We start from the raw sequence: 14489 nt of genomic DNA, 5'->3' as shown, positions 1-14489 counted from the left end.
TTCGGGTTTTGGTTAATAGTACACATGTTTATACAGGTGTAGATAGAAATAAGTAAGAGGCGCCATCCTTATGGTTACACCTATTTTATATTATATAGGGATGCCGCAAAAAAAAATAGGAAGGCTTTTACCTTCCTATTGACTGTGCGGAGAGTGAGGAAAAAATCGAACCCTCCATGGTTCATCATGGATAATCAGGAGCCACAGGCACTGCTTTAAATAGCCTATTAATAAAGGATTCCAAGACATTTTTCAATGTGTTAAAATGTCTTGCGGTATATTTGCGTGTTTCAGAAATTGGGTGTAATTTTGGGTGTGTTTTTTAAATATTAAACGCTATGCTCATAAGAAAAAGTATTCATTTCACACCCGAATATCGGTGCAAAGGTAAACAAAAAATGGAGAAAAAGAAATCGTTCGGGAAAATCTGCCACTTCTCGTATGCGCGTTTATTATAACAATCTAAGAATCGAGTTCGTGACGGGCATCAGAGTCGATGCAGACAAGTGGGACAAGGCAAATCAGCGGGCTACAGGTATGAACCAAGCTATGCAGACAGCGAGCGAGATCAACGACTACCTTGATTATCTGAAAGCAGTAATCATCAAAGTGTTCCACAAGTACGAATTCATGGAAGAAATGCCTATCCGTGAACAACTCAAAACAGACTTCAATGAACGGATCAGTCAAAAAGATGACGAAAATGGTTCATACGCTGACTATGACAAACAGGTGACAACAGTCAAGAAAAACGTATTCTGGGATGCTTTCAGAGAATTTATTAAAGTCAACGGCAGACAAAATGATTGGACGGAAGCCACCTATGAGAAATTCCATGCAATGGAGAACCATTTGAAGGAGTTCAGGAAAGTGCTTACCTTTGATTTCTTCGATGACGATGGTCTATTGGCTTACGTTGAATACCTCCGTCTAAAAAAGAACATGAAAAACAGCACCATCGGCAAGCAGATGTCGTTTTTGAAGTGGTTCCTGCGCTGGAGTTATCAAAGGGGCTATAACGATAACCGTGACTTTGAGACATTTAAACCCAAGTTGAAGAGTACACAAAAGAAAGTGATCTTCCTCACTCGTGATGAAATAACGAAGTTGGTGGAGTGTAAGATTCCTGCAGACGAAAGTCATTTGGATCGTGTCCGTGACGTGTTCCTATTCTGCTGCTATACAGGCCTCAGAGACTCTGATGTCTATAACCTTCGTAAGAGCGACGTAAAGGATGACCACATTGAGATTACAACAATAAAGACAACAGATAGTCTGACCATCGAGCTTAACAAGTATAGTAAGGCCATTCTGGAGAAATGTAAAAATGCAGACTTCGAAGAATTCAAAGTCTTACCTGTAGTCAGCAATCAGAAGATGAACACCTATCTGCATGAGCTCTGCAAACTGGCAAAGATTGACGAGCCTATACGCCAGACCTTCTATAAGGGAAATGAACGAATCGATATTGTCAAACCCAAATACGAACTGATAGGTACTCATGCTGGCAGAAGAACATTCATCTGTAGTGCTTTGGCATTGGGCATCCCTGCTCAAGTAGTCATGAAATGGACTGGCCATAGCGACTACAAGGCAATGAAACCTTATATCGACATTGCCGACGACATCAAGGCCAAAGCGATGCAGAAATTCAACAGCTTCTGAGGTTATTTGAGATTTTTGCAGTAACTTTGCACTGTCGTTACGAGTTACTTTAATTTGTTCCTTTAATATTTCGTAGCACAATCAACTTATCAAACACATTATTATAATTATGGAGCAAATATCAAACGAATTGTTAGAAAAGACAATTGGAGAAATGAGTGGAACGGAGTTCCTCCAACTCATGAAGGTGGCCAACCAAGCCACAGTAGAAGAAAAGGTTGAGGACGATGAAGACAAGTATGCGTATGGAATTGCAGGCATAGCGGAGATATTCCATTGCAGCTTGCCAACAGCCAACCGTATCAAGAAGAGTGGAAGAATCAAGAAAGCCATCACCCAGATTGGTCGCAAAATTATTGTGGACAAGAAGTTGGCCTTGGAACTGGCTGGTCAACCTGTCTATCGTCGTAAAAGTGCGTAACCCTCTCATACCCTTCATATAAATTCGTCAATAGATTCGTTTTATTGCCGAATTTATATTTTTAAGAATTCCATTGTAATAAACATCTGACAGCAAGTCCTACTGTTATATTTTGCCTAAAACGCAAAACTCTTTGATTCTTAATGATGTTTTTTGAGAAAAAGTTCCAATATTTAGAATTATTTTTTATCTTTGTAGCCATAATATAATATATGATATGGCAAAAGACATGAATCGACTCAAAGTGGTGCTGGCAGAGACGAAACGAACCAACAGATGGCTGGCAGAGCAACTGGGCAAAGATGAAGCAACAGTTTCCAAATGGTGTACCAATACAAGCCAGCCCAGTCTTGAAACCTTATTCCAAATAGCAGAATGCCTCGGTGTCTCTGTTCAGGAACTAATAAGTAAAGAGAGATAATATGAGCAGTAAATTCTTTAATAACAATTCAGGCAATACGCTCTTTGAAAAACTCAAAGGTATTGCATGTAATATGGCCAATTTTGACCGATTTCTAGCTGTAGTCGGGTTCTTTCGTTCTTCCGGCTATTTCAAATTGCGAAAAGAATTGAATGATGTCGAGGAAATAAAGATTTTAGTTGGCATCAATATCGATGATATCTTCCGTCGCCACAATAAGGCTATGCTGATGTTAGAAAATGAGGAAAAGGCAAAAATGGTCTATGACGAAGAGTTCCGCCAGGATATTATCAATGCCCGGTATGCTCCAGAGGTTGAAGAAGGTATTTTGCAGATGTGCCAGGACTTAGTTGATGGCAGGCTCCAAATGAAGATTCATGCGACAAAGAATCTCCATGCAAAGTTCTATCTTTACCTTCCGCAAAATCATAACGAGAACAGTGATGGCTGGGTAATCATGGGCTCTTCTAATATTTCTGACGCTGGACTTGGCACGTCAAGGGCAGAGCGTTATGAGCTGAATGTGGCTATGAAGGACTTTGATGATGTTGACTATTGCCATTCTGAGTTTAAGAAGCTATGGGAGGAGGCCATCACACTGACTATCGATGATGTTGAAAGTATCAAGCAAAAGACCTACTTAGGTTATCAGCCTACACCATACGAAATCTATTTGAAAGTGCTCATTGATACTTTTGGTGATCAGATTGAGGATGATTTCTCCATTCAGTTGCCCAATGGCGTGATGGAACTGAAATATCAGACGGATGCCGTGATTCAAGGTTTCCAAATGCTCATGCGCCATAACGGTCTGTTCCTTGCTGATGTGGTAGGTCTTGGCAAGACGATGATTGCTACCATGATAGCTAAACGATTCATAGAGGCGAACGGTAAGAACACCAGCATTCTGGTGGTATTTCCTCCTGCCTTGCGTGAGAACTGGGAAAACACCTTTAAGTTATTTGGTATATCCCGTAAAGCGCAATTCATTACCAATGGTAAACTATCTAGTGTGTTAGAGGGAAAGGAGCAATACAAGGCGAAGGAAGAGTTCGACTTGATTATCGTCGATGAAGCACATGGCTTCCGTAATGATGGGGCAGGAAAATACGACGAATTGCAAAAGATTTGTAAGGCAGATTGCGTCAATGCCGGCTTATTAAAGAACCAACGTAAGAAAGTGATGCTGCTTTCCGCCACGCCATTGAATAACCGCCCTGACGACCTGCTTAATCTACTTTTGTTATTCCAAGACAGTCAGAATTGCACAATTGACGGCATACCCAATCTAAAAGGATTCTTTGCAGAATACATTAAGGCTTATAGAATCTTGATGAAGGAGCGCGAAACTCGCGACGTTACAGCCGACGTTGACAAGATTTATGAGGCCATTCGTGAGAAAGTGATTGACAAGGTGACGGTTCGTCGTACACGCCACAATATTGAGAACGACCCAGAATACAAGAAAGACTTGCAGGCACAAGGTATTATCTTCCCCAAGCCTCAGCCGCCTATCTCATTGGAATATATGATGGATGCTGACACCAGCAGGCGCTTCTTCTACACGCTGAATGTTCTGTCTGACGACAAGTTTGACCCTCATCTGCATTATGCACGCTATCGTGCAGTTGAATTTCTGAAGCCAGAGTTCCGGGCTAAGTATCGCAATGCGGTTCATGTTGGTCAGACGCTGGCAGGTATCTATCGTGTTCACATGGTGAAGCGTCTGGAAAGTAGTTTCCATGCTTTCAAACTTTCGTTGGCCACCTTGCTTCGTATCACCAACGACATGTTAAAGATGTTTGCCGAAAACAAGGTCATCATTGCACCAGAGTTGAATGTGAAAGAGTTGCAGGCAAAAGGTATGGAACTGGATCAGATTATTGAACTGGCGATGAAGAAAGGCTATCAAGAAAGCGATATCCTGTATAAGTCTGACGATTTTGAGCCGGATTTCATTGAGATGCTTCGTCATGACAAGGAGGTCTTGGAAGCACTCAATGCTGATTGGCAGAAAGAGCATGATGATCAAAAGTTTGACTTGTTCAGAAAGAAACTGGAAACTGAATTCTTTGATAATCGAAACGTATCAGGAAAGTTGGTGGTATTTTCAGAAAGTGTAGATACCCTGAACTATCTGAAGGACAGATTAGAGAATGAGTTAGGCAGAACAGACGTATTGACGATTACTGCTGACAACCGCGACAAGAAGGCAAACATCATCAAAGAGAATTTCGATGCTAATAGCGAGGTGCAGAAAGACCAGTACAATATTATTCTTACTTCTGATGTTTTGGCGGAAGGTGTCAATTTGCATCGTTCCCATATCATTGTCAACTATGATTCTCCATGGAATGCTTCCCGATTGATGCAGCGCATCGGTCGTGTGAATCGTATTGGCTCTGTGGCTGAGTTTATCTATAATTATATGTTCTATCCATCCCCACAAGGCAATGAGCAAATCCAACTTTACGAAAATGCCCTTATTAAGTTGCAGGGTTTCCATTCTGCTTTTGGCGAGGATGTGCAGATCTATTCCAAGGAGGAAATCGTAAAGCAGTTCAAGATGTTCGACAGCAATGTGAAGGATTCGATGGACGAGAAGCTGGCTTTGATTCGTGAACTGCGTGATGTCTATCACAACAATCGAGAACTATACGACAAGGTTAAACAGTTGCCTTTGAAGAGTCGTGTGGCTCGTAACACAGGTAAACATACTGATAAGTCCATCATTTACGTATCGTCCGACGTGAAGACGGAGTTTTATCTGGCTACCGATAAAGCTGTTAAGCCAATTGATTTCTTGGAGGCTATCAAGTATCTGAAGGCAAAACCAGAAGAGCAAGCCGCTCCATTCATGCCAGACAGCAAGAATTACGAACACGTAAATCGCGCTTTGGGCAAATACACAAAGGAATATGTAGAGGCGGCAGACGATGCTTCCATCAATCGCACAGACCTCGATAACATTTCGAAAACAGCCCTTAACTTCTTGCGCAGAATTACGCAAGTCATCTCTGACAATACGACAAAGGTACAATGCCATATTCTCACCGACTATATTAATAAAGGTATATATACCCAGTTGCCTCGCCGTTTGCGTGATTTCTCTAAACCCTACAAGGGCGACAAAGCGCAAATCAAGGAAGACGAAGCCAAACTGAAACGTACTTTGGCTGAACTCATTGATGAGTACCAGACGATGAGTAATGAAATGCAAGAAAAGGCTTTACCCAAAGTCTGTGACCCACAAATCATTATTTCCGAAACATTTATTTAACAGCATTCCATCATGACATATAGCAAAGACAACCTACGACAGATATTTCAGCAGCCGTTCAATCAAGAAGGATGGCAAAATATGCTACGGCATTATTTCCATGCAACAGAACTGAAAGCAGAACGTGAACATATAGACGATACACCTGACGATGAAGAGGGTTACTATCTTGGTGCCATTGACACCACAGACAACTACCGCATCGGTCTGTTCTATTATCAGATACAGCACGGCAATGTAGCCCGCAAACGTGTTGGTTTGCGTAATCTTGTTAAGTCATTCATCAATCCAAATTGGGGCGAGTTTGACGCTGCTCTTGTTGTCTTTGATAGTGGCTCTGTCTGGCGTTTGTCTTTTGTCTGTGACATTAAGGGCGAGAATACTGCTGCAAAACGTTTTACTTACGTCTTTGGTGAAAGCGACAACTATTACAATACTCCTGTTGGGCGTTTCGATGTCTTGCAGCGTAATGGTATTTCGTTTGAGAACATCAAGGATGCCTTCTCAGTGGAGCGTCTGAACAAGGACTTCTTCCATGGATACAAGGAGCGTTATGTGAAGTTCCTCAAGCATATCAATGACGACACAAAAGAGAACCGCGACTATGTGAAGAAACTCATGGGCCGTCTGGTATTCCTTCAGTTCTTGCAGAAGAAGGGCTGGATGGGCGTACCTGCCAATCAGCAAGGCTGGAACGGTGGAGATAAATTCTATCTGAACCACTTAATAGAGAGTTATGAGGGCAACGACCGCTTGTTGAGCGATGTCCTTGAACCGTTGTTTTTCAATACGCTAAATGAACGTCGTGACAATGATCTTGCCGATTCGCGGCTTGGTGAGAATATCAAGATTCCGTATCTGAATGGTGGACTTTTTGACAAGGACGAATTAGACAAGAAAGACATTGATTTCCCCTATGACTATTTCAAGGAACTCATGGATTTCTTCGCCATGTATAACTTCACCATCGACGAGAACGATCCAGAGGATTCCGAAATCGGCATCGACCCAGAAATGCTTGGCCATATCTTCGAGAACTTGTTGGAGGATAACAAAGACAAAGGTGCATTCTATACCCCGAAGGAGATTGTGCAATACATGAGCAAAGAGAGTGTTGCCCAGTATCTGAAAAGCAATACGCCTGATGAGTTGCATACCGCTATCGACTCCCTCATCAAGCAAAGAGCGGTGGAGCCGATTCTGCAAAACAAAGAGAATGCGAGACTGGTCAACAAAGCCCTGTATGTAGTAAAGGTTTGTGACCCAGCAATTGGTTCTGGCGCCTTCCCTATGGGAGTGCTGAATGTTCTGTTCGATTGCCGCCATCTGTTGTATGGCTTCATTGGAAAGAATGAAGATTTCTCATACGCTAAGGTAAAACGTGAGATCATTCAGAACAACATTTATGGCGTAGATATAGAGAAGGGAGCCGTAGATATAGCCCGTCTTCGTTTTTGGCTGGCACTGGTTGTTGACGAGAACGAGCCGCAGCCATTGCCGAACCTTGATTATAAAATCATGTGTGGTGACTCGTTGCTATATCGCTTTGCCCTCGATGCCCCATTCCAGAATGTGCTGAAGGACTACAATCAAAAGAACGGCACTCACTACACCTTGGATGACTATCGCCAGTGGGTATATGACTACACGGACATTTCCGACCATGCCCAGAAAGATGATTTCCGCCAAAAGATTGAGGACATCAAACACGCCTTCAAGACCGAACTCAGTGACAAAGAGAAAGGTAAGATTGCCAAAGTTCGTGGAACCATTGCTAACCTACAAATGGAAGACTTGTTTGGGAGTAAGAAGAAAGATAATGAGAAGAAAATCAAGGCTCTCCAAAAAGAACTCAAAGCCTTAGAAAAGCAACGAGAAGAAATTGAGAACAACAAGCAATTTGAACACGCATTTGAATGGCGGTTTGAATTTCCTGCTTTACTAAATGATGAAGGTGTATTCCGTGGATTCGATATTATCATAGGTAATCCTCCTTATGGAGCAAAACTATCTGATCTGGAGAAAGAAATTTATAAGGAGAAGTTTGCTGATGTTCATATGCGTTCCCCAGAAACATTCTGCTATTTCACATCTTTGGCATTCAGGCTTTGTGCAAAGTCAGGTGCTGCTATTGTTTCCTACATAGTTCCGAACAATATATTTTTTCAAAATGAGAATGAAAAGACGAGAGAGCTACTTTCTTTAGAGAATATGTTAATTCGAGCAATCAATTTGGGAGATAATACTTTTGAGAATGCAGATGTTCCTACATGTATTTTTGTTGGAAAGGCAAAGAAAACAAAGGACTATAGCATCGCTTATTCAGATTATAGAGATTATAATGTTAAGAAGATAGAATGGGATGAAAGTATTGATAATATAAAAGTTGAGAAACTTCAGACTGTTCCAGCATTGGTTATAGGAATGTCTAATTCAGAGATTGACATTCTTAATGCTATTAAAGAGAATGGAATTACGATTGATTCTATAGCTGAAGAAATGGCTAGTGGAATATCAACAGGCGGAGATAAAATATTTAGATTACAAAAGGAAACCGCTGACAGCATGAATCTGGAAACTCAGCCGATTCATAAAGTGTTAGTCGGTGCAGAAATCGATAAATACTCTATTGAAAATACAAATCATGTACTTATTTATTCAACAAAGCAAGCAAACATTCCATCATATTCAAATATTTTTAATTATTTAAAACCTTTTGAAGAGCAGTTGTCAAAAAAGAGAGAAACAAAGAAAGGAATATTGCCTTGGTGGTGTCTTCACTGGCCTCGATATGAACAACTTTTCACGGAATCCAAAATAATAATGCGTCAAACTTCTGATAGGATTCGATGTGTTTTTGATGAAAATGGCTTCTTTGTTTTGAATAGTATTCTTGTTTTCAAGAAGAATACTAATGAATATCAGTATAAGTATATTTCATCAGCATTAAATTCAAAGTTGACAAACTATTTGTATAGAAAACTAACTCAAGAGGAAGGACGTACTTTCGCAGAAGTAAAACCTGTCAATGTGAGGAAATTATATATTCCAAAAGCCACAGAAACTGAACAGACATTATTATCAATTCTTTATGATTATATGGTATATCTTAGAAATCCCCATTCACCTGCTGTCGATAATGTGATAAGCAACCAGTTTATTGGTGACTGTTTTGAAAATATTATTGATGGTTGTGTCTATGAATTATTCTTTAAGGAACATATGATTGAAAGACAAATCAATATTATTGATTATTTATATAGAATTATAAAGCCTTTGGAACATGCGACAAAAGAAACAGAAACAATAGCATCCGTATTTGATATATTGTATAAAACTGATAATGAAGTCCGCACAAGACTGAACCTGTTTGTATCGCGGAGTCCTGAATATCTTAAAAACATAATTCAAAGTTAATATGGCTGCAATTTCTAAAATAACGATAGATGGTTTTAAAGCCTTTCCTGATAATTTTACCCTTGAATTGGAAGGAAAAAATCTTTTGATGTATGGTGAGAACGGAAGTGGAAAATCTTCTATCTATTATGCATTGCATTCTTTACTGCAAAGTCAATGTAAAGATAAAAATCCTATCTATTTTGATATTAATCATCCAGAAAGCATTTTAAATCAAAACAAGAAAAAGTTTAATGCAAAAGTCGAAATAGAATTTGCAGGTAGTGATGTCACTTATGGTGTCTCGATCCAAGGGTACAAGGAGTCGGTAACACAGCCTATTTCTCCTTTGCGAGATTTAAACGGACAATGTGTTTTTATAAATCATAAATTTCTATTTAATGTCTTCAGTTTCAGAAATTCACAGTATATAGATTTGTTCCCTGTATTTATAAAGGATATTCTTCCATTTGTTTTAACGCAAGATAAATCTGAATATATAAGCATGATATATGACGATGTCATGAAAGGTATAAAACGTCGTGGAAAGAGTAACACAATAGATCCCTCATATCAAGCAAGAATAGATAAGTTTAATGCAGAAACGAAATATGTTATAGAACAAATCAACTCTAATGCAGTAGAAACGGCGACTATAATATACAATAACCATTTTCGGAATTCTGAGGACTGCCAAATAAAAATAACCCTTGGATACGATAACAATAGGGATAAAGTCCCACAGCCTAATAAATCATACTGGTTAAGATGTGGACTTCGGTATCAGAATGTAGAGAAAGCAGGAGTCATGGAGCCAAAGAGTGTAAGCACCAGTATGGAATTATTGCAACCATCAATTACTCTTAAAATAGAGGAATTACAAAATGATGGTGTCTCTTATCGCGCTATAGAAAAGCCCCAAACCTATTTTAACGAAGCAAAATTAACTGCGATTGCATTGTCCATAAGATTTGCTTTATTAGATACTGTTACTGCGGCGAACGGACGTTTCTTAGCCCTGGATGACATGCTGATAAGCCTTGACATGAGTAATCGTATGAAAGTTGTAGATTATTTGTTGAATGTTGTGGTAAAAAAATACAAAGTATATCTGTTTACTCATGACAAATTGTTTTATGCAACACTAAAAAAAAAGATTGCGATAGAGAAAATGCAAAGGGAATGGCTAATGGGGGGATTATACATGCATGATGTTGATGAGGACAATGATTATAAGCCTTGCCTACCTTACCCTAAATTTATTGAAGATAAAGATATGCCATTAGAGATGATGGATTATTATGCGAAGCATGATTATCCTGCATGTGGTCAAAAACTTAGGAAGTGGTGTGAAGAGATATTAGAAAAGTTATATCCAGATACATTGAAGAAACGTGTGGATTTAACGTCAGGTAATACAATAGAGACCTCATTAAATGATAGAATAATTAGCTTAGAATCCTATTGTGCCAAAGAATCTATCGATTTTTCTCACTTTAAGAATCTGAAAATATATAAAGATAACGTTTTAAACACTGTTTCTCATTATGATATAGGATCTCCGATATATAAGGAAGAAATACTAAATATTGTAAAAGTCTTAAATGAATTAAAAAAAATTCTTGAAGACAGGGTAGAGATCAAAGTTAATCATGCAATGGGTATAGAACTGGTAAAACCTGATGGAACTCCTGTTACAATTTGCATAGATATCAAGAAGGGGAAAATGCTTCTTCTAAATGTTGCAGGGCATTATCGGATTTCTTATTTTATTAAATGTTATGTAAAAGAACTGATAATAAACGGTGTTCGTCATACACTTCCTTCAGAAGAAATATATGAATCCATTTATGATGCTTATAACAAATATTGTGTAGAGTATGGACTTCCTAATACCGACAATTTATTGGACATTATATATGATCATAGCGTTAAATTGAGAGATAAGATATGAGTATTTGCATATTTTGTCATAAGGATTCTTCAACCTCTAAAAGTGTTGAGCATATTATTCCTGAGTCACTTGGGAATAAGGAACATATTCTTCCCAAAGGATATGTCTGTGATACCTGTAACAACTATTTCTCTGTTAAAATTGAAAAGGAATTGTTGGCTCTGCCCTATTTTGTCTCGATGCGATTTAGAAATGAGATCTTAACAAAGAAAGGACGTTTTGTTAAAGAGAAGATGTTTTTCCCTGAAATAATGAAAAGTGGAGAAGTTGTAATGTATACAACAGAAGATGGACATATAGAAGCGGTTGTTGACGAAGAACTATATGATTTAATTGAAGCAGGAAAAGCAAAAACAATAATTGGACCATATATTCCTGAACCAGAATACCCAAACCCTATTATGTCTCGTTTCCTTGCAAAATGTGCTTATGAATATTTCCTATATAATATGGGAGAGGACAAATACGATTTGTGTGTCCAAGAACTCTTGGGTAGTGAGAAAGATATATTAAATAACCTACGAGAGTATGCTCGATATGGCAAGGGCAAAACCTGGCAATATCATCAACGGCGATTATATTCAGAAGGAGACTGTTACTTTAATCAAAACGAGAACATTTGTTATGAGATACTTCATGAGATGAAGCTGTTCGTAAAAGAACATAAACATTTTCAAAATGGAAATGTAGAAGCAGAAATATACTTTGTGATGGCTATAGCTGGTATAGAATACGCTATTTGTTTGTCTGACCCTGATATTTCTGAATATCAGAAATGGATTGAAGGACATAAAGGACTTTCTCCATTGGAAGATGACGCAGAAACGTTGTCATTTAGTTTATCTGATGTAAATCCTATGCTAATAAAGAAAGATGACGATAGAATTCATTGACAACAGAAATAGCTTCTTCGAAGATGTGAAAGCATTGGGAAGAAAAAACTCAGCCACATTAGGGTATATGCCCGAAGGTGGCTTTGAGGATCATGCAAGGAATAAATGTATTATTATCGCGCATGATAGCAAGACATTGGCTGGCTATTTGATGTTTCGTATAGTCTCTCGCTTTTCCCGAATTAGCATCGTTCATTTGTGCGTTAGCGAAGAATACAGAGGCAAAGGTGTTTCTACTGCATTGTTGAATGCTCTCAAAAGTAAATACGAAAAAGATTATAGAGGTATTTCGCTTAGTTGCAGGACTGATTTTGATTATGCGTCTTCTGTATGGAGAAATTTCGGATTCGTTCCTCGCGAAAAAGTCAGAAGTAGAAGTTATGAAGTGAATTATCTGAATAGATGGTGGTACGACTTTAATCAGCCAGACTTATTCTCAGTAGCTTTGACTTCTAAGGTGAAGGCTTTGCTGGATATGAATATTATCGTTAAACTGCGAGAAGCAGAAAATGCGGATTATGTGAGTCCACAAGAAGATCCACGTGGCCTATTGGCAGACTGGTTGATAGACGAAGCTGAATTGTGCATTGCTCCAGAAGCATATAATGAAATAGACAGAGACGAGAATCTGCAACGTGCAGCAAAGACACGGGCCCTTGTATCTTCTTTTACTCAGATTCATGTTGATGTGGAGAAACAAAAGGAATTCGTAAAAGAGTTGGAGCAGATAATCATTGGGAAATCAGATAACGATATATCTGACAGAAAACAGATTGCATCATGTATTGTTTCTCAAACACCTTATTTTATAACTTATGATGAAGGATTGGTTAATAAAAGGGAGATCATAGAAAAGAAATACTCACTACAAATATACAATCCTCAAGAGTTCATTATGCAGATAGACCAACTCCTGCATGGAGAAGAGTATCTCCCCAATCAGTTGATAGGTATTGCTTCTGATTCTCTCTCTAAACTAAGTCCACAGGAGCTATCTAATTGTGTTAATAGATTTTGGATGCAAAAAGATGGTGAAGACAAACAAACTTTTAATGCATTAGTATCAGAACTAATAAATAAAAGCGAAGGAAAACTATATGTTCTAAAACGACATAGTGATGCGATTGCATTTTATGGGATAACTGAAAAGGATGATTCGACAGATATAGAATTATTGCGTATCTGTGACAAAGATATTTGCAACGCTCTGTTCTTCCAAATTATTTCTGAGATTATGAAAAGGATTCTTAAAGGTGAGAAGAAAAGAATCGTTTTCAGAGAGAAATATATAACAGAAAAGCAGAAGGATATCTTGGACAAATTTGGATTTGTACTGCAGAATAATCTATATGTTAAGTATGTATATAACATTATCGTTGCCAAAGAAGAAGTATCAAATATAATCCATCAGTCATATCCGTCAATAACTGTTGAAAATAACGACAGATTACTTTTGGCAGTTGAAAGGAAGTTATTCCCATTAAAGATAAAAGGATTGAATATTCCTACATACATTGTACCAATAAAGCCGTATTGGGCTGGACAGTTGTTTGATTTGGCTATTGCTGGCGAAGATTTATTTGGCGCTAATCCAGAAAAACTGTGGAGTTTTGAGAATGTCTATTATCGCCACACGAAGCCTATTACAGAAAAATATCCAGCTCGGATATTATGGTATGTAAGTGGAAAAGACGTACGTTATTCTCACGCAAAATCGATTGTAGCTTCTTCATATCTTACAGAAGTGATGACAGGAAAGCCCAAAGATCTTTTTCATGTAAACAGGCGATATGGCATTTATGAATGGAAAGACATTTACAAATTATGTGGTAGTGATATAAATACAGATATTAGGGCATTAAAGTTCTGCCATACAGAGGTCTTTGAATATCCTATTTCATTTGCTAAACTTCAAGAAATCTTTATCGCTAACGGACGCAAAAGAAATACTTTTGCTTCTCCAGTTGAGATAAACGACACTATATATTTTCAACTTTATCAATTAGGGAGATGGAAAGAACAAAAATAAAACGCAAATACCTGTTTATTGCAGTTAAGCCAGAATACGCAAAGAAACTTATTTCTGGTAAAAAGGACATTGAACTGAGAAAGATGAAGCCTAATGTCCAGTCTGGGGATTATGTCATCATATATGCATCTGCCCCAGTTAAGGCGGTACTTGGTTTTGGAAAGGTAAAGACAATAATAGAATGTACCCCTAAGTGTTTATGGGAAAACTACTCAAATCGTTTGGGTATTAATGAACAGAGCTATTTCTCTTATTATGATGGCTATCACAAAGCTATTGGCATAGAATTTGATATGATTAAATCTGTAATGCCGATTGGATTGGAAGAATTGAGGAGAGTTGATCCCAATTTCCAACCTCCGCAAATATATAGATATGTAACAAACGAAGATATTGTTAATGTATTGTCAAAAAGGATTAAATAAAGAGG

9 protein-coding genes are annotated in these 14489 nt (G+C 38.3%); all 9 read left to right on the top strand.

Features of this window, described 5'->3' with window-relative positions; translation table 11 throughout:
• The first annotated feature begins 360 nt into the window (after positions 1 to 360).
• Complete coding sequence (locus tag L6475_RS07225; protein ID WP_370641679.1) at positions 361 to 1665, top strand: phage integrase SAM-like domain-containing protein; 1305 nt, start codon at positions 361 to 363, stop codon at positions 1663 to 1665.
• A gap of 109 nt (positions 1666 to 1774) precedes the next feature.
• A complete protein-coding gene (locus L6475_RS07220; protein ID WP_237818577.1) occupies positions 1775 to 2086 on the top strand; it encodes a DUF3853 family protein in 312 nt (103 codons plus the stop codon).
• A 217-nt stretch (positions 2087 to 2303) separates the two neighbouring features.
• Positions 2304 to 2507 carry a helix-turn-helix transcriptional regulator gene (locus L6475_RS07215; RefSeq protein ID WP_237818575.1) on the top strand — a complete coding sequence of 68 codons (204 nt, stop codon included), beginning with the start codon at positions 2304 to 2306 and terminating at the stop codon, positions 2505 to 2507.
• A gap of 1 nt (position 2508) precedes the next feature.
• The gene (locus L6475_RS07210) at positions 2509 to 5787 is read left to right on the top strand and encodes a helicase-related protein (RefSeq protein WP_237818573.1); all 3279 of its coding nucleotides are present in this window, start codon (positions 2509 to 2511) and stop codon (positions 5785 to 5787) included.
• 12 nt (positions 5788 to 5799) lie between these two features.
• Positions 5800 to 9204, top strand: a complete 3405-nt coding sequence (locus tag L6475_RS07205; RefSeq protein WP_237818571.1) for an N-6 DNA methylase — start codon at positions 5800 to 5802, stop codon at positions 9202 to 9204.
• Position 9205: 1 nt separating this feature from the next.
• Entirely contained in the window at positions 9206 to 11137 is a 1932-nt protein-coding gene (locus L6475_RS07200) for an AAA family ATPase (RefSeq protein ID WP_237818569.1), read from the top strand.
• Complete coding sequence (locus L6475_RS07195; protein ID WP_237818567.1) at positions 11134 to 12030, top strand: HNH endonuclease; 897 nt, start codon at positions 11134 to 11136, stop codon at positions 12028 to 12030. The genes L6475_RS07200 and L6475_RS07195 overlap by 4 nt, the downstream gene beginning before the upstream one ends.
• Entirely contained in the window at positions 12011 to 14059 is a 2049-nt protein-coding gene (locus L6475_RS07190; RefSeq protein ID WP_237818564.1) for a GNAT family N-acetyltransferase, read from the top strand. Before L6475_RS07195 ends, L6475_RS07190 begins: the two co-directional genes overlap by 20 nt.
• Positions 14041 to 14484 (top strand): ASCH domain-containing protein, encoded by a 444-nt coding sequence (locus L6475_RS07185; protein ID WP_237818563.1) that lies wholly within the window; start codon positions 14041 to 14043, stop codon positions 14482 to 14484. The genes L6475_RS07190 and L6475_RS07185 overlap by 19 nt, the downstream gene beginning before the upstream one ends.
• Positions 14485 to 14489 lie beyond the last annotated feature (5 nt).

Origin of the sequence: Prevotella sp. E9-3 (assembly GCF_022024015.1) — a bacterium.
Classification (GTDB): domain Bacteria; phylum Bacteroidota; class Bacteroidia; order Bacteroidales; family Bacteroidaceae; genus Prevotella.
This window is presented reverse-complemented; position numbering and strand designations above follow the sequence as displayed.

Excerpts from the sequence above, each read along its gene's own strand:
- L6475_RS07215 (WP_237818575.1), top strand. The coding sequence starts at position 2,304 with ATGGCAAAAGACATGAATCGACTCAAAGTGGTGCTGGCAGAGACGAAA.
- L6475_RS07220 (WP_237818577.1), top strand. The coding sequence starts at position 1,775 with ATGGAGCAAATATCAAACGAATTGTTAGAAAAGACAATTGGAGAAATG.
- L6475_RS07200 (WP_237818569.1), top strand. The coding sequence starts at position 9,206 with ATGGCTGCAATTTCTAAAATAACGATAGATGGTTTTAAAGCCTTTCCT.
- L6475_RS07190 (WP_237818564.1), top strand. The coding sequence starts at position 12,011 with ATGACGATAGAATTCATTGACAACAGAAATAGCTTCTTCGAAGATGTG.
- L6475_RS07185 (WP_237818563.1), top strand. The coding sequence starts at position 14,041 with ATGGAAAGAACAAAAATAAAACGCAAATACCTGTTTATTGCAGTTAAG.
- L6475_RS07205 (WP_237818571.1), top strand. The coding sequence starts at position 5,800 with ATGACATATAGCAAAGACAACCTACGACAGATATTTCAGCAGCCGTTC.
- L6475_RS07210 (WP_237818573.1), top strand. The coding sequence starts at position 2,509 with ATGAGCAGTAAATTCTTTAATAACAATTCAGGCAATACGCTCTTTGAA.
- L6475_RS07195 (WP_237818567.1), top strand. The coding sequence starts at position 11,134 with ATGAGTATTTGCATATTTTGTCATAAGGATTCTTCAACCTCTAAAAGT.